16 protein-coding genes are annotated in these 19,049 nt (G+C 70.9%); all 16 read right to left on the bottom strand.

What is annotated here, in order from left to right; translation table 11 throughout:
- Positions 1 to 19: 19 nt before the first annotated feature.
- The 16 genes from FHX32_RS11360 to FHX32_RS11285 all read right to left on the bottom strand — a co-directional run bounded on the left by FHX32_RS11360 (position 20) and on the right by FHX32_RS11285 (position 18,945).
- Positions 20 to 1,105 carry a polyprenyl synthetase family protein gene (locus FHX32_RS11360; protein WP_167180855.1) on the bottom strand — a complete coding sequence of 362 codons (1,086 nt, stop codon included), beginning with the start codon at positions 1,103 to 1,105 and terminating at the stop codon, positions 20 to 22.
- Between the two features lie 91 nt (positions 1,106 to 1,196).
- Positions 1,197 to 2,750 (bottom strand): NADH-quinone oxidoreductase subunit NuoN, encoded by a 1,554-nt coding sequence (gene nuoN / locus FHX32_RS11355; RefSeq protein ID WP_167180853.1) that lies wholly within the window; start codon positions 2,748 to 2,750, stop codon positions 1,197 to 1,199.
- A complete protein-coding gene (locus FHX32_RS11350) occupies positions 2,747 to 4,279 on the bottom strand; it encodes an NADH-quinone oxidoreductase subunit M (protein ID WP_167180851.1) in 1,533 nt (510 codons plus the stop codon). The genes nuoN and FHX32_RS11350 overlap by 4 nt, the downstream gene beginning before the upstream one ends.
- A 64-nt stretch (positions 4,280 to 4,343) precedes the next feature.
- On the bottom strand, positions 4,344 to 6,299 hold the full coding sequence (gene nuoL / locus FHX32_RS11345) for an NADH-quinone oxidoreductase subunit L (protein ID WP_167182572.1): 1,956 nt from the start codon (positions 6,297 to 6,299) through the stop codon (positions 4,344 to 4,346).
- Positions 6,300 to 6,312: 13 nt separating this feature from the next.
- Entirely contained in the window at positions 6,313 to 6,630 is a 318-nt protein-coding gene (gene nuoK, locus FHX32_RS11340) for an NADH-quinone oxidoreductase subunit NuoK (RefSeq protein WP_088997031.1), read from the bottom strand.
- A 55-nt stretch (positions 6,631 to 6,685) separates the two neighbouring features.
- Positions 6,686 to 7,456, bottom strand: a complete 771-nt coding sequence (locus FHX32_RS11335; RefSeq protein WP_167180849.1) for an NADH-quinone oxidoreductase subunit J — start codon at positions 7,454 to 7,456, stop codon at positions 6,686 to 6,688.
- Entirely contained in the window at positions 7,453 to 8,094 is a 642-nt protein-coding gene (gene nuoI, locus FHX32_RS11330; protein ID WP_167180847.1) for an NADH-quinone oxidoreductase subunit NuoI, read from the bottom strand. Before nuoI ends, FHX32_RS11335 begins: the two co-directional genes overlap by 4 nt.
- Position 8,095: 1 nt before the next feature.
- Positions 8,096 to 9,448 (bottom strand): NADH-quinone oxidoreductase subunit NuoH, encoded by a 1,353-nt coding sequence (gene nuoH, locus FHX32_RS11325; RefSeq protein ID WP_167180845.1) that lies wholly within the window; start codon positions 9,446 to 9,448, stop codon positions 8,096 to 8,098.
- The gene (locus FHX32_RS11320; RefSeq protein WP_167180843.1) at positions 9,445 to 11,928 is read right to left on the bottom strand and encodes an NADH-quinone oxidoreductase subunit G; all 2,484 of its coding nucleotides are present in this window, start codon (positions 11,926 to 11,928) and stop codon (positions 9,445 to 9,447) included. Before FHX32_RS11320 ends, nuoH begins: the two co-directional genes overlap by 4 nt.
- On the bottom strand, positions 11,928 to 13,244 hold the full coding sequence (gene nuoF / locus FHX32_RS11315; protein ID WP_167180841.1) for an NADH-quinone oxidoreductase subunit NuoF: 1,317 nt from the start codon (positions 13,242 to 13,244) through the stop codon (positions 11,928 to 11,930). The genes FHX32_RS11320 and nuoF overlap by 1 nt, the downstream gene beginning before the upstream one ends.
- Complete coding sequence (gene nuoE / locus FHX32_RS11310) at positions 13,241 to 14,248, bottom strand: NADH-quinone oxidoreductase subunit NuoE (protein ID WP_167180839.1); 1,008 nt, start codon at positions 14,246 to 14,248, stop codon at positions 13,241 to 13,243. The genes nuoF and nuoE overlap by 4 nt, the downstream gene beginning before the upstream one ends.
- 109 nt (positions 14,249 to 14,357) lie before the next feature.
- A complete protein-coding gene (locus FHX32_RS11305) occupies positions 14,358 to 15,683 on the bottom strand; it encodes an NADH-quinone oxidoreductase subunit D (protein ID WP_167180837.1) in 1,326 nt (441 codons plus the stop codon).
- Positions 15,684 to 15,735: 52 nt separating this feature from the next.
- Positions 15,736 to 16,473 carry an NADH-quinone oxidoreductase subunit C gene (locus FHX32_RS11300; protein WP_167180835.1) on the bottom strand — a complete coding sequence of 246 codons (738 nt, stop codon included), beginning with the start codon at positions 16,471 to 16,473 and terminating at the stop codon, positions 15,736 to 15,738.
- Complete coding sequence (locus tag FHX32_RS11295; protein WP_167180833.1) at positions 16,470 to 17,150, bottom strand: NuoB/complex I 20 kDa subunit family protein; 681 nt, start codon at positions 17,148 to 17,150, stop codon at positions 16,470 to 16,472. Before FHX32_RS11295 ends, FHX32_RS11300 begins: the two co-directional genes overlap by 4 nt.
- Positions 17,151 to 17,164: 14 nt before the next feature.
- Positions 17,165 to 17,530 carry an NADH-quinone oxidoreductase subunit A gene (locus FHX32_RS11290; RefSeq protein WP_088997021.1) on the bottom strand — a complete coding sequence of 122 codons (366 nt, stop codon included), beginning with the start codon at positions 17,528 to 17,530 and terminating at the stop codon, positions 17,165 to 17,167.
- A gap of 137 nt (positions 17,531 to 17,667) precedes the next feature.
- Complete coding sequence (locus tag FHX32_RS11285; protein ID WP_167182569.1) at positions 17,668 to 18,945, bottom strand: geranylgeranyl reductase family protein; 1,278 nt, start codon at positions 18,943 to 18,945, stop codon at positions 17,668 to 17,670.
- Positions 18,946 to 19,049 lie beyond the last annotated feature (104 nt).

The raw sequence follows: 19,049 nt of genomic DNA, 5'->3' as shown, positions 1-19,049 counted from the left end.
GTGCGGGAGGGGGCCGGGGTCAGCTGGTGCGGTCGGCGATGTAGTCGCAGAGGGATTCGAGGGCGCGCCGGGCCGGGTTGTCGGGGAGCAGGGCCAGCTGGTCGCGGGCGTCCTCGGCGTAGCTGCGGACGGTCTCCCGGGCGCGCTTGAGCGCCGGGCTCTCCCGGAGCAGGCCGAGCGCCTCCGCGTGCAGGTCGTCGTCGGTCACCGGGCCGGTGGCCAGGATCTCCCGCAGCCGCACCGAGGCGGCGTCGGCGTCGTCGGAGGCCAGCGCGTAGAGCACCGGCAGGGTCGGTACGCCCTCGCGCAGGTCGGTGCCGGGGGTCTTGCCCGACTGCACCGACTCGGAGGCGATGTCGAGCAGGTCGTCGGAGAGCTGGAAGGCGACGCCGATGGTCTCGCCGTAGCCGGCCAGCGCCTCGATGTGCTCCGGCGCGGCACCGCCGAACATCCCGCCGAAGCGGGCCGAGGTGGCGATCAGCGAGCCGGTCTTCCCGGCGATCACGTCGAGGTAGTGCGCCACCGGGTCGTCACCGGGGCGGGGACCGACCGTCTCGGCGATCTGGCCGTGTACCAGCCGCGCGAAGGTGCGCGCCTGCAGGCGTACCGCCTCGGCGCCCAGGTCGGCCGCGATGTCCGCGGCCCGGGCGAAGAGGTAGTCCCCGACCAGGATGGCGACCGAGTTGGTCCATCGCGAGTTGGCGCTGGGCGCGCCCCGGCGTACGGCGGCCTCGTCCATCACGTCGTCGTGGTAGAGCGTGGCCAGGTGGGTGAGCTCCATCACCACCGCGGCCGGTACGACCTGCGCGCCGGTCGGATCGCCGAACTGGGCGCCGAGCGCCACCAGCAGCGGCCGGAACCGCTTGCCGCCGGCCTCGACCAGGTGCCGGGCGGCCTCGGTGACAAACGGGTCGGCGCTGGCCACACTGGCCCGCAGCTCGACCTCGACGGCCTCCAGCAGGCCCAGCACGGAAGCCTCGACGCGGGGATCGGCGAGATAGAGGCCGAGCGCGCCGAACTGACTCGTGCTCACCCGGCTCCGGCGGCCGCCGGAGCCGGTGGCACCTGAACGCTCGCCAGCCGGAATCACCACGCTATCCACCATGCCACACCCCCTCGACCTGCTCCGGACTGGGGATACGCAGCGGGGGCCGGCCCGCCGTGGCGGACCGGCCCCGGTGGGCCCGGACGACGGGTCACCGCACGAACTCGGCGGCCCCCGTGGCGAGGTCGAGCAACGGCGCCGGGGCGACCCCGAGCACCAGGGTGGCGATCACGCCGATCATGAGCGCGGCCGAGGTGAGGCCGCCCGGCACGGTGACCGTCGGGGTGGACTCGCCCGGCTCGGAGAGCCACATCATCACCACGACCCGCAGGTACGGGAAGGCCAGCACCATGCTGGTCAGCACGCCGGCGATCACCAGCCACGCCTGCCCTCCGTCGAGCGCCGGGCCGAACACCGCGAACTTGCTGGTGAAGCCGCTGGTCAGCGGGATGCCGGCGAAGGCCAGCAGGATGAAGGTGAACACCCCGGCGTAGAACGGCGACCGCTTGCCCAGCCCGGCCCAGCGGGACAGGTGGGTGGCCTCGCCGTCGGCGTCCCGGACCAGGGTCACCACGGCGAACGCGGCGAGCACCGAGAAGCCGTACGCGACCAGGTAGAACATGGTCCCGGAGAGCCCCTCCCGGTTCGGCGCCAGGACGCCGACCAGCAGGTACCCGGCGTTCGCGATGGACGAGTAGGCGAGCAGCCGCTTGATGTCGGTCTGGGTGACCGCCAGCACCGCGCCGACCAGCATGGTCAGCACCGCGACCGCGCCGAGCACCGGAGTGAAGTCCCACCGGGCCCCGTCGAAGGCGACGTGGAACACCCGCAGCAGGGCGCCGAACGCGGCGACCTTGGTGCAGGCGGCCATGAAGCCGGTGACCGGGGTCGGCGCGCCCTGGTAGACGTCCGGCGTCCAGACGTGGAACGGGGCGGCCGCCGCCTTGAACAGCAGGCCGATGCTGAGCAGCGCCATGCCGGCGAAGAGCAGCAGCCGGCTGGCCGTCGACTCGGCCACGGCGGCGTTGATGGTGGCGAAGTCGACCCCGGCCGAGCCGTTCGGGATACCCGCGGTGAAGCCGTAGACCAGGGCCACCCCGAACAGGAAGAAGGCCGAGGCGTACGCGCCGAGCATGAAGTACTTCAGCGCGGCCTCCTGGCTCAGCAGCCGCCGGCGACGGGCCAGGGCGCAGAGCAGGTAGAGCGGCAGCGAGAAGACCTCGAGCGCGATGAACATGGTCAGCAGGTCGTTCGCCGCCACGAAGATCAGCATGCCGCCGATCGCGAAGGTGGTCAGCGGGTAGACCTCGGTGGCGCCGCTCACGCCCTCGGCCTGCCGCCGGTCGTCGGCGGACTCGGCGGGGAACGCGGCCTGGGCGACGAACGCCCCGCCCCGCTCCACCGAGCGCTCGCCGATGAGCAGCAGCGCCATCGCGGCGAGCACCAGGATCGCGCCCTGGAGGAAGAGTGTCGGGCCGTCCACCGCGATCGCCCCGCCGATGGTGATCAGCCGGTCGTCGGCGTTCAGCACCACCATGGTGAGCGCGCCGAGCACCGCCAGCAGCGCCAGCGACAGCTGCACCACGTGCCGCCGCCGCCGGGGCACGAACGCCTCGACCAGCACGCCGAGCAACGCGGCACCCAGCATGATCAGGCTCGGCGCGAGCGCCGCGTAGTCGATCGAGGGAAGTTTGAGCTCGTTCACTTCGCGGCCTCCTGCACGGTGCCGACCGAGGGCGCAGGGTCGGTGCTGCCGACGTCCTGCATGGTCGCCTGGATGGCGGGGTTGATCACGTCGGTGACCGGCTTCGGGTAGAACCCGAGCAGCACGATCAGCGCGATCAGGGGTGCGACCACGACCTTCTCGCGCAGGTTGAGGTCACGCCGCATGCCGTCGACCTCCGTCAGCGCCGGGTTCAGCGTGCCCTGCGTGGTGCGCTGCACCATCCAGAGCACGTACGCCGCGGCCAGGATGATGCCGAGCGTGGCGATCACGGCTACCGGCTTGTTCACCGTGAAGGTGCCGATCAGCACCAGGAACTCGGAGACGAACGGCGCGGTGCCGGGCAGCGCCAGCGAGGCGAGACCGGCGAAGAAGAGCACTCCGGCCAGCAGCGGCACCAGCTTGCCGGCGCCGCCGAAGTCGCTCACCAGCGCCGAGCCCCGCCGGGCCACGAACATGCCCACCACCAGGAAGAGCAGGCCGGTGGCGAGGCCGTGGTTGACCATGTAGAGCACCGCGCCGGTGCCCGCCTGGGTGGTGAAGGCGAAGATGCCCACCCCGATGAAGCCGAAGTGCGCGATCGAGGTGTACGACACCAGCCGCTTCAGGTCGTTCTGGCCGACCGCCAGCAGCGCGGCGTAGATGATGCCGATCAGGCCCAGCGCCAGCGCCCACGGGGCGAACCACTTGGCCGCGTCCGGGAAGAGCGGCAGGCAGTAGCGCAGGATGCCGAACGTGCCGACCTTGTCGAGCACGCCGACCAGCAGCGCGGCCGCGCCCGCGGGCGCCGCCCCACCGGCGTCCGGCAGCCAGGTGTGGAACGGGAAGAACGGCGCCTTGATCGCGAACGCGAGGAAGAAGCCGAGGAAGAGCCAGCGCTCGGTGCCGGTGGAGATGTCCACCTGGGACAGCGCCTGCCAGTCGAAGGTCTTCCCGCCGACCACCCAGAGGCCGATCACCGCGGCGAGCATGAACAGACCGCCGACGAGCGAGTAGAGGAAGAACTTCACCGCCGCGTACTGCCGCTGGTGGCCGCCGTAGCTGCCGATCAGGAAGTACATCGGCACCAGCATGACCTCGAAGAACACGTAGAACAGGAAGACGTCGGCGGCGGCGAAGACGCCGATCATCGTGCACTCGAGGACGAGCAGCAGCGCGAAGTAGACCGGCACCGACCGCTTCGACGACTCCGCGTCGTGCCAGGACGCCAGGATCACCAGCGGCACCAGCACCGCGATGAGCATCAGCATCACCAGCGCGATGCCGTCGGCGGCGAAGGTGAAGTTGACGCCCCAGTTCGGGATCCACGGGTAGGACTCGCGGAACTGGAACCGCTCACCGCCGACCTGGAAGGTGACCCACATGACCACCGACAGCGCCAGCACCAGCACCGACCAGCCGAGCGCGACCTGCTTGGCCAGCTCCGGCCGCGAGCGCGGCAGCAGGGCCACCACCAGGGCGCCGACCAGCGGCGCCACGGTGAGCACCGAGAGGAACGGGAAGTCGGACATTATGCGGCCTTACCTCCGTCGTCACTGCGCGGTCCGCCGGTGACGGCCGCCTGGAAGAGGTCGATCACGCCAGCCACCCCGCCTCGACGGCCAGGAACGCCGCCAGCACCAGCAGCGCGCCGGTCAGGATCGAGGTGGCGTACGACCGGACGAAGCCGGTCTGCAGCCGCCGGAGCCGACCGGAGCCGCCGCCGACCGCCGCGGCGAGGCCGTTGACCAGCCCGTCCACGCCCCGGTTGTCGAGGTAGACCAGCGCCCGGGTGAGGAAGATGCCCGGCTTCTCGAAGACCGCCTCATTGAAGGCGTCGGTGTAGAGGTTGCGCCGGGCGGCGGTGACCAGCACCCCGGCCGGCTGCGGCTCGGTGGCCGTGCCGGCCCGGAACAGGAACCAGGCGAGCCCGGCGCCCAGCACGGTGACCAGCAGCGAGAGCACGGTGATCACGGTGTGCGAGAGGACCGGAGCGTGTTCTCCGTGCGCGCCGCCGAGGCCGGCGGTGGCCTCCAGCCAGTCCGGCACGGAACTCTTCAGCAGGAAGCCGGCCCCGACCGAGCCCGCGGCGAGCAGGATCAGCGGGATGGTCATCAGCTTCGGCGACTCGTGCGGGTGCTCGATGTCCTCGGTCCAGCGCTTCGGCCCGTGGAAGGTGAGCACGAAGAGCCGGGTCATGTAGAACGCGGTCAGCCCGGCGCCGAGCAGCGCGGCCATGCCGAAGAGCCAGGCCGTCCAGTCGTCCCGCTCGAACGCGGCCACGATGATCGGCTCCTTGGAGAAGAAGCCGGAGAACGGAAACATGCCGATGATGGCGAGCCAGCCCATCATGAAGGTGATCCAGGTGACCTTCATGTGCTTCGACAGCCCGCCGAAGCGGCGGATGTCGACCTGGTCGTTCATCCCGTGCATGACCGAGCCGGCGCCGAGGAACATGTTGGCCTTGAAGAAGCCGTGCGCCAGCAGGTGCACGATGGCCAGCGCGTACGCCGCGCCACCGAGCCCGACGCCGAGGAACATGTAGCCGATCTGGCTGACCGTCGACCAGGCCAGCACCCGCTTGATGTCGTCCTTGGCCGCGCCGATGACGCAGCCGATCAGCAGGGTCAGCGCACCGACGCTGACCACCACCAGTTGGAGCGTCGAGTTGGCCGAGAAGATCGGGTTGGACCGGGCGATCAGGTAGACGCCGGCGGTGACCATGGTGGCGGCGTGGATGAGCGCCGACACCGGGGTCGGGCCCTCCATCGCGTCCGGCAGCCACGCCTGCAGCGGGAACTGGCCGGACTTACCGGTCGCGCCGAGCAGCAGCAGCAGGCCCAGCACCAGCACGGTGGTCGCGGTCAGCGAGCCGACCCCGTTGAACACCTCGTCGTACTGGGTGGTGCCGAGGGTGGCGAACATGATGAAGATGCCGATCGCCAGGCCGGCGTCGCCGACCCGGTTCATCAGGAACGCCTTCTTGCCGGCGGTGGCCGCGCTCGGCCGCTCGTACCAGAAGGAGATCAGCAGGTACGACGCCAGGCCGACGCCCTCCCAGCCGAAGTAGAGCATCACGTAGTTGTTGCCGAGCACCAGCAGCAGCATCGCGGCGACGAACAGGTTGAAGTACCCGAAGAAGCGCCGCCGGCCCGCGTCGTGGGCCAGGTACTCGACCGCGTAGAGGTGGATCAGGAAGCCCACCCCGGTGATCAGCAGGACGAAGACCGCGGCCAGCGGGTCGAAGAGCAGACCGAAGTCCACCCGCAGGCCGCCGACCGTGATGAAGTCCCAGAGGCTCAGCTCGACCGACTTGTTCTCCAGGCCGCGCAGCTGGAAGAAGTAGGTCAGGCCGAGCAGGAAGGCGGCGCCGATGGCCGCCACGCCCAGCCAGTGCCCCCAGCGGTCCGCCCGCCGGCCGAGCAGCAGCAGGACCGCCGCGCTGACCAGCGGGATGGCCACCAGCAGCCAGACGCTGCCCAGCAGCCCGTCCGCCGCCGCATAGGTGACGGCGCCGGCCGGCTCGGCCGGGGCGTTCGCAAGAATCTCCACCACCGCAGGCCCCTCAGTACTTCAGCAGGTTGGCGTCGTCGACGCTCGCGGAGCGCCGGGTCCGGAAGATCGACATGATGATCGCGAGCCCGACCACGACCTCGGCGGCCGCCACCACCATCACGAAGAACGCCATGATCTGGCCGTTGAGGTCACCGTTGATCCGGCTGAAGGTGACCAGCGTCAGGTTGGCCGCGTTGAGCATCAACTCGACGCACATGAACAGCACGATCGCGTTGCGCCGGATCAGCACCCCGGCCGCGCCGATGGTGAACAGCACCGCGGCGAGGACCAGGTAGTAGTTCGGCTCGACCGAGAAGAACTCGTCCATTACCGGGCCCACCTTTCGTTCGCGACTGCTGGGCTCGCAAGCTCACTCCTCGCGCTCACCGGTCCGTCCCCTTCAGCGCGGTCTCCTCGGCGGTCAGCTCGCGCACCGGCAGGATCTCCGGGGTGCTCCGCTCGGTCAGCCGGCCGTCCGGCAGCCGGGCCGGGGTGGCCACCGAGGAGGAGGTGGCGAAGACGCCGGGGCCGGGCTTCGGGCCGGGGTAGTTGCCCGGCCGGAAGCGGGCCCGCATGGTCGCCGGCTGGTCGAGCCGGTCCTGCTTGCGCCGCTCGACGTGGGCCAGCACCATCGCGCCGACCGCCGCCGTGATCAGCAGGGCCGAGGTGAGCTCGAAGGCGAAGACGTACTTGGTGAACAGCAGCCGGGCGATGCCCTGCACGTTCCCCTCGGCGTTCGGCTCGGTTAGGCCGACCGCGGTGACCCCGTCCAGCCCCCGGTAGAGGCCGGTGCCGACCAGCCCGGCGAAGCCGAGCGCCAGCAGCAGCGCCGCGGTCCGCTGCCCGCGCAGCGTCTCGATCAGCGAGTCCGACGCGTCCCGGCCGACCAGCATCAGCACGAACAGGAACAGCATCATGATCGCGCCGGTGTAGACGATGATCTGCACCATGCCGATGAACGGCCCGGCCTGGAGCACGTAGAACACGCCGAGGCAGAGCATGGTCAGCACCAGCCAGAGCGCCGAGTGCACGGCGTTGCGCGCGGCGACCATCCCGATCCCGCCGAGCAGCGCCAGCGGGGCGAGGATCCAGAAGGTGACCGCCTCGCCACTGGAAACCGAGCCCGCCGCGGCGAGCACCGTCTGCGTGGTCATGCTCCGTCTCCCTTGCCCGCGGCGGCCCGCTGGGCGTGCTGCTCGGCGCCGGGGAAGGGCACGCCGGGGTGCTCCTCCACCTGGTACCGCCCGGGGCCCATCGGGGAGCGCTCGGCCCCGGCCGAGGTGCCCGGGTTCTCCAGCGCGCCGACGTAGTAGTCCTTCTCGCTGTCGCCCAGCCGCATCGGGTGCGGCGGCTGCTCCATCCCCGGCAGCAGCGGCGCGAGCAACTGCTCCTTGGTGAAGATCAGGTCCTGCCGGCTGTCCCGGGCCAGCTCGTACTCGTTGCTCATGGTGAGCGAACGGGTCGGGCAGGCCTCGATGCACAGGCCACAGAAGATGCACCGGGCGTAGTTGATCTGGTAGACGCTGGCGTACCGCTCACCCGGCGAGAAACGCTGCTCGTCGGTGTTGTCGCCACCCTCGACGTAGATCGCGTCCGCCGGGCAGGCCCAGGCGCACAGCTCGCAGCCGATGCACTTCTCCAGCCCGTCCGGGTGCCGGTTGAGGATGTGCCGCCCGTGGTAGCGCGGCGCCGAGACCGGCGGCTTGAACGGGTAGTCGGTGGTGACGACCTTCCTGAACATGTGCGAGAAGGTGACCCCGAAGCCCTTGAACGTTCCGGTGATCGCGCCCACGTCACACCTCCCTGGAGTCCGGGCCGGCGGCGATGTTGGCCGGCTCCCGCTCGGCGACCACGCGCCTGGTGCGCGGGCTCGGTGGTACCTGCAGGTCCATCGGGGGCAGCGGGAAGCTGCCGTGCGGCCGGTTGTTGACCTGTTCCTGGAGCGTCGGCTTCGGCTGCGGCTTGCGGCTCGGCCACAGCAGCGTGGCGACCAGCAGCAGACCGGCCGGGATGCCGACCGCGATCAGCTTGCCCTGGGTTTCCCAGTCCTCGATCGAGCGCAGCCCGGCGAGCACCAGGATCCAGACCAGGTTGATCGGCAGCAGCACCTTCCAGCCGAACCGCATGAACTGGTCGTAACGCAGCCGCGGCAGCGTGCCCCGCAGCCAGACGAAGACGAAGACCAGCGCGATCACCTTGCCGAAGAACCACAGCATCGGCCACCAGCCGGAGTTGGCCCCCGCCCAGAGGGTGATCGGCCACGGCGCGTGCCAGCCGCCGAGGAACAGCGTCACGGTGACCGCGGACATGGTCACCATGGCGACGTACTCGCTGAGCATGAAGAGCGCGAACTTCAGCGAGCTGTACTCGGTCATGAAGCCGGCCACCAGCTCGGACTCGGCCTCGGGCAGGTCGAACGGCGCCCGGTTGGTCTCACCGACGGCGGCGATGAAGAAGATGACGAAGCTCGGCAGCAGCAGGATCGCGTACCAGCCGGGCGCCGGCAGCTCGGTGCCGAAGAGGGTCAGCCGGGTGGCGTCGCCCTGCTTGGCGACGATCTCGCTGGTCGACATCGTGCCGGCGGTCATGAAGACGGCCACGATGCTCAGCCCCAGCGCCACCTCGTAGGAGATCATCTGGGCGGTCGATCGCAGGCCGCCGAGCAGCGGGTACGTCGAGCCGGAGGCCCAGCCGCCGAGCACCACGCCGTACACCGCCAGCGAGGAGCAGGCCAGCACCACCAGCACCGCCACCGAAACGTCGGTGACCTGCAGCGGCGTCCGGTGGCCGAAGATGCTGACCATCGGGCCGAACGGGATCACCGACAGCGCGGTGACCGCGCAGACCACCGAGATGACCGGGGCGAAGAAGTAGACGACCTTGTCGGCCGCCTTCGGCAGGATGTCCTCCTTGAAGGCCATCTTCAGGCCGTCGGCGAGGGTCTGCAGCAGGCCGAACGGGCCGACCTGGTTGGGACCGGGCCGCACCGCCATCCGGCCCACGACCCGCCGTTCGAACCAGACGCCGAGCAGCGTGGCGAGCACGGCGAAGACGAAGGCGAAGAGGATCTTGCCGAGGACGAGCCACCACGTGTCCCGGCCGAAGTCGGCCAGCGTCGGGTCCTGCGCCAGGTAGACCGCGTTCACTGCTGTACACCCCCTGCGTTGAGGAGCGGGCCGGGACGGCCGGCGGCGTCCGCGGCCACTGCGGCGGCGGAGACCCGCACGACCGCTCCGGACGTCGCGCCGAGGCTGCGCCGCACGGTCGAGCCGGGCGAGTTGGTGGGCAGCCAGACCACACCGTCCGGCATCTCGGTGATCGCCGCCGGCAGGGTCAGCGCCCCCCGGTCGGTGCCCACCGTCACCGGGTCGCCGTCGGCGACGCCGAGCGCCTCGGCGGTGCCCTTGCCCAGCCGAACCACCGGCGGGCGGGCGGTGCCGGCGAGGTGCTCGTCGCCGTCGGTGAGGCTGCCGAGGTCGATCAGCTGGTGCCAGGTGGCCAGCACCGCCTCGCCGACGCCGGGCGTCGGCACCGCGGCCGGCTCCACCGCCGGGGCGGCCGGCCGCTCCAGCCGGGTCGGCGGCAGCCCGCCCAGCTCGCGCCGGACGCTGAGCACGTCGCCGGTGCCCAGCCGCACGTCGAGCTGTGCGGCCAGCGCGTCCAGCACCCGGCCGTCGTTCATCGCGGCGGTCTGCAGCACCGCCTCGAAGGTGCGCAGCCGGCCCTCCCAGTCCAGGAAGCTGCCGGCCTTCTCGTCCACCGGGGCGACCGGGAAGACCACGTCGGCCCGCCGGGCCACCGCGCTGTTGCGCAGTTCCAGGCTGACCAGGAACGGCACCGTGTCCAGCGCCTGCTCGGCCAGCCGCGGGTCGGCCAGGTCGGCCGGGTCGACGCCGGCCACCACCAGCGCGCCGAGCTGGCCGTTGGCGGCCGCCTCGATGATGCCGTCGGTGTCCCGGCCGGCCTGGCTGGGGATCACCCCCGCCGCGATGTCCCACGCCTCGCCCAGCTCGGCCCGGGCGGCCGGCTCGGTGACCAGGCGGCCACCGGGGAGCAGGTTGGGCAGGCAGCCCGCGTCGACCGCGCCGCGGTCACCCGCGCGCCGCGGCACCCAGGCCAACCGGGCTCCGGTACGCCGGGCCACGTCGGCCGCCGCGGAGAGGCCGCCCGGCACCTCGGCGAGCCGCTCGCCGACGATCAGGATGGCGCCCTCGGTGCTCAGCGCCTCGGCGACCGTGGCGTGCTCGGCGAGCACGCTGGCCTCCTCGCCCGGCACCACCCGGGCCAGCTTGGCGCCGAGCTTCTCCAGGCCGCGCGTCGCGAACGGCGCGATCGCGTACACCGTCAGCTTCTTCTTCAGGTACGCCTTGCGCAGCCGCAGGAAGAGGATCGGGCACTCCTCCTCCGGCTCCAGGCCGACCAGCACCACGGCCGGCGCGTTCTCCACGTCGGCGTAGGTGACGTCGGTGACCCCGGCGACCGAGCTGGCCAGGAAGTCGGCCTCCTCGCGGGAGACCGGCCGGGCCCGGAAGTCGATGTCGTTGGTGTTCAGCGCCACCCGGGCGAACTTCGCGTACGCGTAGGCGTCCTCGACGGTCAGCCGTCCGCCGGTGAGCACCGCGGTGCCCTGACCGCCGTCCCGGGCGGCGCGCAGCCCCTCGGCGGCGACGGTGAGCGCCTCGCTCCAGGACGCCTCGCGCAGCTCACCGGTGCGCTGGTCGCGCACCAGCGGGGTGGTGAGCCGGTCGAAGGCGCGGGTGTACTGGAAGCCCCACCGCCCCTTGTCGCAGTTCCACTCCTCGTTCACCGCCGGGTCGTCGCCGGCCAGCCGGCGCAGCACCTTGCCCCGCCGCCAGTCGGTGCGCTGCGCGCAGCCGGCCGAGCAGTGCTCGCACACGCTCGGGGTGGAGACCAGGTCGAACGGGCGGGCCCGGAACCGGTACTGGGCACCGGTCAGCGCGCCGACCGGGCAGATCTGCACGGTGTTGCCGGAGAAGTAGGAGTTGAACGGCACGTCGCCGTCCCCGTCCTCCGCGCCGTACGCGTCGTCCCGGTAGATGTTGATCTCCTCGGCGGACGACCGGTTCATCAGGTCGATGAACTTGTCGCCGGCGATCTCCTCGGAGAACCGGGTGCACCGCTGGCAGAGCACGCAGCGCTCCCGGTCCAGCAGAACCTGGGTGCTGATCTCCAGCGGCTTCTCGTACTCCCGCTTGTGCTCGTGGAACCGGGAGTCGGTGCGGCCGGTGGACATCGCCTGGTTCTGCAGCGGGCACTCGCCGCCCTTGTCGCACATCGGGCAGTCGAGCGGGTGGTTGAGCAGCAGCAGCTCCATGACCCCCTCCTGCGCCTTCTTGGCGACCGGTGAGGTGAGCTGGGTGCGGACCACCATGCCGTCGGCGACGGTCTGGGTGCAGGAGGCGACCGGCTTGCGCTGCCCCTCCACCTCGACCAGGCACTGCCGGCACGCGCCGGCCGGGGCCAGCAGCGGGTGGTCGCAGAACCGGGGGATCTCGGTCCCCATCTGCTCCGCGACGCGGATCAGCAGCGCGCCCTTGGGGGCGGTGACCTCGACCCCGTCGATGGTGAGCGTGACGGTCTCGGTCTGCTTGGCTACGTCGGTCATTAGTGGGCTCCCACCAGCTGCTTGTCCGACAGCTTCGGCGCGGTACGACCCTCGATGTAGTCGAGGTAGTCCTGCTTGAAGTACTTCAGCGACGAGGTCACCGAGCTGGTCGCGCCGTCACCCAGGCCGCAGAACGAGCGGCCGAGGATGTTGTCGCAGGTGTCCAGCAGGGTGTCCAGGTCCTCGTAGGTGCCCTGACCGGAGAGGATCCGCCGGTAGACCCGGACCATCCAGTAGTTGCCCTCGCGGCACGGGGTGCACTTGCCGCACGACTCGTGGTGGTAGAACTCCAGCCACCGGTAGGTCGCGTAGACCGGGCAGTCCTGGTCGGAGAAGATCTGGGTGGCCGTGGTGCCGAGGATCGACCCGGCCGCCGCCACCGACTCGAAGTCCAGCGGCACGTCCAGGTGCTCGGCGGTGAGCAGCGGCGTCGACGAGCCGCCCGGGGTCCAGAACCGCAGGTTGTGCCCGGGCTGCATCCCGCCGGCCAGCTCCAGCAGCTCGCGCAGGGTGATGCCCATCGAGCACTCGTACTGGCCCGGGTTGGCGATCCGGCCGGAGAGCGAGTAGATCATCGGCCCGGAGGACTTCTCCGTGCCCATGCTCTTCCACCAGTCGGCGCCGCCCAGCACGATGTACGGCACGCTGGCGATGGTGCCGACGTTGTTCACCACCGTCGGGCTGGCGTACAGGCCGTGGGTGGCCGGGAAGGGCGGGCGCAGCCGGGGCTGGCCGCGGAAGCCCTCCAGCGAGTCCAGCAGCGCCGTCTCCTCGCCGCAGATGTACGCCCCGGCGCCGGAGTGCACCACCAGCTCCAGGTCGAACTTCGAGCCGAGGATGTTCCTGCCGAGGTAGCCCTTGGCGTACGCCTCCTGGACCGCGTTGCGCAGCCGGCGCGCGGCGTGCACCGCCTCACCCCTGATGTAGATGTAGGCGCGGTTGGCTCGGATCGCGTACGACGCGATGATCACGCCCTCGACCAGCGAGTGCGGGTCGTGCGTCATGAGCGGCAGGTCCTTGCAGGTGCCCGGCTCGCCCTCGTCGGCGTTCACCACCAGGTAGTGCGGCTTGCCGTCGCCCTGCGGGATGAACCCCCACTTGAGACCGGTGGGGAAGCCGGCGCCGCCGCGACCGCGCAGGCCGGAGTCCTTGACCAACTGGATCAGGTCGTCCGGGTGGGCCTTGAGCGCCTTGCGCAGCGCCGCGTAGCCGTCCAGCTTCTCGTAGGTGCCGATCCGCCAGGCGTCCGGCGACAGCCAGCGCTTGCTGAGCACGGGAGTGAGCTTGGCCAGCGTCTCCCGTCGAGGCGTCGTCACTTCTGAGCCTCCTTGAGGTTGCGCTCCTGCGCCCCGGCCTCGTCGCCGGCGGGCTTGCCGTCCCCGGCGGGCGGGTTGGCCGCCGTGCCGGCCGCCTCCGCCGCCTGGGCGTCCCGCGGCGACGGCGGCACACCGTCCGTGGGGACCTTGGTGCCGGGGGCGTCGGGGACCGCGGTCCGCGCGTCCGGCTGGCGGGTCTCCGCCGTCCGCACCTGCGGGTTCTTGTCGTCCGGCGCCTTCACGTCGCGGGTGGTGCTGCCGGTCGCGGCGGCCTTGGCCGCCTCGGCCTTCACCTTCGCCGCGGCCGCGTCGGCCTCCGCCTTGCTCCGGATCGGGGTGTTCGGGTCGAAGCCCGGCACCGAGATGCCGTGCTCCTGCGCCAGCCGCAGGCCACGCAGGGTCGGCTCGCCCGGCCCGCCGTCGGCGACCGCGCCGTCCCGCTCGTCGGCGAAGCCGGCGAGCTGCACGGCCATCTCCTTGAGCGTGCAGAGCCGGGCGCCCCGGGTCGGCATCGGCCGGCCGCCGGCGCGCAGCTCGTCGACCACCCCGACCGCCGCCTGCGGGTCGACGTTGTCGAAGAAGTCGTAGTTGACGGTCATCACCGGGCCGTAGTCGCAGGCCGCCAGGCACTCGGCGTGCTCCAGGGTGATCTTCCCGTCGGCGGTGGTCTCGTCATGCCCGACGCCGAGGTGCTCAGCCAGCGTGTCGTAGACCTCCTGGCCGCCGAGCACGTTGCACATCGTGTTGGTGCAGACGCTCACCAGGTAGTCGCCGGTCGGCCGGCGCTTGTACATGGTGTAGAAGGTGGCCACCGCGCCGACCTGGGCCTTGTTCAGGCCGAGCACCTCGGCGCAGAACTCCACGCCGGCCGGGGAGACGTAGCCCTCCTCGGACTGCACCAGGTGCAGCAGCGGCAGCAGCGCCGAGCGGGACCGGTCCGCCGGGTAACGGGCGATGATCTCCCGCGCCCGGGCCCGGGTCTCTTCGGTGAAAGTCGTCGTCATCAGAGCCGCCTTCCGTTCGCGACTGCGCAGATCTCTGCCCGCGACTGCGGGGCTCGCTCCGCTCGCTCCTCGCGCGCGCGGCTGGGGCCCGCAAGCTCACTCCTCGCGCTCACCGGTCGCAACCCCCCATCACGGGGTCCAGCGAGGCGCCGCCGGCGATCACGTCGGCGATCAGGCCGCCCTCGGCCATCGCCGGGAGGGCCTGGAGGTTGACGAAGCTCGGCTCCCGGTAGTGCACCCGGTACGGCCGGGTGCCACCGTCGGAGACCGCGTGCACGCCCAGCTCGCCACGGGGCGACTCGATGCCCACGTAGACCTGGCCCGGCGGCACCCGGAAGCCCTCGGTGACGAGCTTGAAGTGGTGGATCAGCGACTCCATGGACTGGCCCATGATCTTCGCCACGTGCTCCAGCGAGTTGCCCATGCCGTCGACGCCGATGGCCAGCTGCGCCGGCCAGGCGATCTTCTTGTCGGCCACCATCACCGGGCCCGGCTTGAGCCGGTCCAGCGCCTGCTCGACGAGCTTGAGCGACTCCCGGATCTCGGCGAGCCGGACCAGGTAGCGGCCCCACACGTCGCCGTCGGTGTGCGTCGGCACGTCGAACTCGTACGTCTCGTAGCCGCAGTACGGCATGGTCTTGCGCAGGTCCCAGGCCAGGCCGGCGGAGCGCAGCACCGGGCCGGTCACGCCGAGCGCGAGGCAGCCGGTCACGTCGAGCACCGCGACGTTCTTCGTCCGCTCGAGCCAGATGGGCTGGCCGGAGAGGAGGTTCTCGTACTCCTTGAGCTTCTTCGGCATCAGCTTCAGGAACTCGCGGATCTTCACGACCGCCTCGTCCGGCACGTCCTGGGCCACGCCGCCCGGCCGGACGTACGCGTGGTTCATCCGCAGGCCGGTGACGATCTCGAAGATCTCCAGGATGTACTCACGCTCGCGGAAGCCGTAGAGCATCATGTTGATCGCGCCCAGCTCCATGGCGGTGGTGGCCAGCCAGACCAGGTGCGAGGAGATCCGGTTCAGCTCCATCATCAGCACCCGGATGGTGGTCGCCCGCTCCGTCACCTGGTCGGTGATGCCGAGCAGCTTCTCCACCGCCAGCGCGTACGCCGTCTCGTTGAACAGCGGGGAGAGGTAGTCCATCCGGGTCACGAAGGTGCTGCCCTGAACCCAGTTGCGGTACTCGAGGTTCTTCTCGATGCCGGTGTGCAGGTAACCGACCACCGAGCGGGCCTCGCGGACCGTCTCACCCTCGAGTTCGAGGATCAGCCGGAGCACGCCGTGCGTCGACGGGTGCTGCGGACCCATGTTGACGACGATCCGCTCGTCGTTGATCGGGTCGGTGCCGGAGACCACGTTGTCCCAGTCCCCACCGGTGACGGTGAAGACCTTGCCCTCGGCGGTCTCCCGCTCGGTCGCGTAGTTGGACGTGCTCACAGTGCCGGCCCTCCGTTCACGACTGCGGGGCTCGCAAGCTCACTCCTCGCGCTCACTGGTACGACCTCCGCTTGTCCGGCGGCGGGATCTCGGCGCCCTTGTACTCCACCGGCACACCGCCGAGCGGGTAGTCCTTGCGCTGCGGGTGCCCCTCCCAGTCGTCCGGCATCAGGATCCGGGTAAGGCTGGGATGACCGTCGAAGACGACGCCGAACATGTCGTACGTCTCGCGCTCCTGCCAGTCCGCGGTCGGGTAGACCGACGTGACGCTGGGCAGGTGCGGGTCCTCGGCGGAAACCGCTGCCTCCAGCCGCACGGTGCGGCGGTAGGTCATCGAGGTGAGCTGGTAGACGACGTGCAGCCGGCGGGCGTCGGCGCCGAGGTAGTCCACCCCGGACACCGACGAGCAGAGCTCGAAGCGGAGCGCGAGGTCGTCGCGCATCACCTGACAGACCTCGGCGATCCGCTCGGGGCGTACGTGCAGGGTCAGCTCGCCCCGGTCGACCACGACCTTCTCGATCGCGTCGGCGAAGGCCGGGTACGCCTCCTCCAGCGCGTCGCACACCTCGTCGAAGTAGCCGCCGTACGGCCGGGGAGAGTCCTCCACCGTGCGGCGCGGGCGGACCAGGCCGCCGTAGCCGGAGACGTCGCCGCTGCCCTGGTTGCCGAACATGCCGCGACCGGCCGGGCTGGCCGGCGGATACTCCGCCGGCGCCCCGCTGCTGGCGCCGGCCGGCGTGACCGGCACCGGTACGCCGCCGCCGTCGATCCTGTCGTTGGGTGCGGTCACTTCTGGACACCCCCGTGGCTGTGCAGGTGGTTCTGGGCCTTCATCCAGTTCTCGATCCGCAGCTGCTCCTCGCGGCCCTCGCGGACGGCCTGCGTCCACTCGGCCCGCCGGGCCTTGTCGCTGCGGTACGACGAGGGCATCGAGCCGTAGGGAACGACCGGGACGTCACCGCGGGCCTTGCGCGCCTCGAGCATCTTGCGGCCGTTCGGGCCGAGCGGCTCGTGCATGATCTTCTCGCGCAGCTTCAGCACCGCGTCGATGAGCATCTCGGGCCGGGGCGGGCAACCGGGGAGGTACATGTCGACCGGGACGATGTGGTCGACGCCCTGCACGATGGCGTAGTTGTTGAACATGCCGCCGCTGCTGGCGCAGACGCCCATGGAGATGACCCAGCGGGGCTCGGCCATCTGGTCGTAGATCTGGCGCAGCACCGGGGCCATCTTCTGGCTCACCCGGCCGGCCACGATCATCAGGTCCGCCTGCCGGGGCGAGGCCCGGAAGACCTCCATGCCCCAGCGGCCCATGTCGTAGTGCGGGCCGCCGGCCGCCATCATCTCGATCGCGCAGCACGCCAGGCCGAAGGTGGCGCCCCAGACCGACGACTTCCGCGACCAGTTGACCAGCTTCTCCACCGAGGTGAGCAGGACACCGGCGGGGAGCTTCTCCTCGATACCCATCTGAGGTTCCTCCCTCAGTCCCAGTCCAGGCCGCCGCGCCGCCACACGTAGGCGTACGCGACGAAGACCGCGACGATGAACAGGACCATCTCCACGAAGCCGAAGATCGGCAGGGCGTCGAACGAGACCGCCCAGGGGTAGAGGAAGATGATCTCGATGTCGAAGACGATGAAGAGCATCGCCGTCAGGTAGAACTTGATCGGGAACCGCCCGCCGCCGACCGGCTGGGGGCTGGGCTCGATGCCGCACTCGTACGCCTCGAGCTTGGCCTTGTTGTAGCGCCGGGGGCCGGCGAAGCGGGCGGCCGCCACGGAGAACAGCGCGAACGCCGCGGCGATGGCGAACAGCCCGATGATCGGTGCGTAAGGGGAGAGCGTCATCGTTATCTCCTGCTCGTCCTTCCCTGCCCTCGGTGCTTGACAAAAATCACACTATTCACGTCCCATTCGGCGACCTGCGCCGGGGGCCGATCTCTGGGTTCCGGGCCCGCGTTCGTCACGGACCGTGGATCCGACGGTCACACGGCCGGTGCCACCTTCGTCATCGCGTTGATGACCCGGTCCATCGCGTCCCCGCCGCGCGGGTCGGTCAGGTTGGCCAGCAGCTTGAGGACGAAGCGCATCAGCATCGGGTGCGGCATGCCGTGCCGGGTGGCCATCCGCATGATCTCCGGACGGCCGATCAGCTTCACGAAGATGCCGCCGAGCCGGTAGTAGCCGCCGAACCGCGCCTTGAGCTCGGTCGGGTACGCGGTCAGCGCCCGCTCCCGCTCGGCGCCCGCCGGCCGGGCCAGGGCCTGCACCGCGATCTCCGCGGCCAGCTCGCCGGACTCCATCGCGTACGCGATGCCCTCGCCGTTGAACGGGTTGACCATGCCGCCGGAGTCGCCGACCAGCATCACCCCGCGGGTGTAGTGCGGCACCCGGTTGAAGCCCATCGGCAGCGCCGCGCCGAGGATCGGACCCTCCGCGTTGGACTCGTCGGTCATGCCCCAGTCTGCCGGGGTGTTGGCCAGCCAGTCGGTCAGCAGCCGCCGGTAGTTGGTCTTGCCGAAGGCGGACGAGGAGTTGAGCACGCCGAGGCCGACGTTGACCCGGCCGTCACCGAGGCCGAAGATCCAGCCGTACCCGGGCAGCAGGTTGTCGCCGCTGTCCTTGCTGCGCAGCTCCAGCCAGGACTCGAGGTAGTTGTCGTCGTGCTTTGCCGGGCAGCGGTAGTAGCGCCGCACGGCGACCCCGATCGGCCGGTCCTCCCGCTTGGCCAGCCCGAGGGCGAGCGGGAACCGGCCGGAGACGCCGTCGGCCGCGACCACCAGCGGCGCGTGGAAGGTCGTGGGGGCCTTGTCCGGGCCCACCTCCGCCTCGACGCCGATCACCCGGCCGTCCGGGTCGAGCACCGGGCCGGTGACGTTCACGCTGGTACGCAGCTTGGCGCCGGCGGCCACCGCCCGCTGGGCGAGCAGGTCGTCGAAGTCGAGCCGGGTGCGCACCAGCCCGTAGTTGGGGAAGCTCGCCAGGTCGGGCCAGTCCAGCTCCAGCCGGACGCCGCCGCCGATCACCCGCAGCCCCCGGTTGTGCAGCCAGCCGGCCTCCTCCGAGGTGTCCACGCCCATCCGGACCAACTGCCGCACCGCGCGCGGCGTCAGCCCGTCTCCGCAGACCTTCTCGCGGGGGAACTCGGTCTTCTCCAGCAGTAGCACCCGTACGCCGTGCCGAGCCAGGTGGTACGCGGTCGCCGACCCACCGGGACCGGCGCCCACGACGATGACGTCGGCGTCGTGCTCCACCGCGGCCATCCGCGCCTCCTCCCGCATGCTCGTGAATTCCTTCACAAGCCAGTCGGGAGCGAGTCTATGACCGGGGTAACACCGACGCCCGCTGAGGGGTACCTAACTTGCCG

This window comes from Micromonospora sp. CNZ280, assembly GCF_011759515.1.
This window is presented reverse-complemented; position numbering and strand designations above follow the sequence as displayed.

Excerpts from the sequence above, each read along its gene's own strand:
- FHX32_RS11290 (WP_088997021.1), bottom strand. The coding sequence starts at position 17,530 with ATGACGCTCTCCCCTTACGCACCGATCATCGGGCTGTTCGCCATCGCC.
- FHX32_RS11320 (WP_167180843.1), bottom strand. The coding sequence starts at position 11,928 with ATGACCGACGTAGCCAAGCAGACCGAGACCGTCACGCTCACCATCGAC.
- nuoE (WP_167180839.1), bottom strand. The coding sequence starts at position 14,248 with ATGACGACGACTTTCACCGAAGAGACCCGGGCCCGGGCGCGGGAGATC.
- FHX32_RS11295 (WP_167180833.1), bottom strand. The coding sequence starts at position 17,150 with ATGGGTATCGAGGAGAAGCTCCCCGCCGGTGTCCTGCTCACCTCGGTG.
- FHX32_RS11285 (WP_167182569.1), bottom strand. The coding sequence starts at position 18,945 with ATGGCCGCGGTGGAGCACGACGCCGACGTCATCGTCGTGGGCGCCGGT.
- FHX32_RS11360 (WP_167180855.1), bottom strand. The coding sequence starts at position 1,105 with ATGGTGGATAGCGTGGTGATTCCGGCTGGCGAGCGTTCAGGTGCCACC.
- nuoK (WP_088997031.1), bottom strand. The coding sequence starts at position 6,630 with ATGGACGAGTTCTTCTCGGTCGAGCCGAACTACTACCTGGTCCTCGCC.
- FHX32_RS11350 (WP_167180851.1), bottom strand. The coding sequence starts at position 4,279 with ATGTCCGACTTCCCGTTCCTCTCGGTGCTCACCGTGGCGCCGCTGGTC.
- FHX32_RS11335 (WP_167180849.1), bottom strand. The coding sequence starts at position 7,456 with ATGACCACGCAGACGGTGCTCGCCGCGGCGGGCTCGGTTTCCAGTGGC.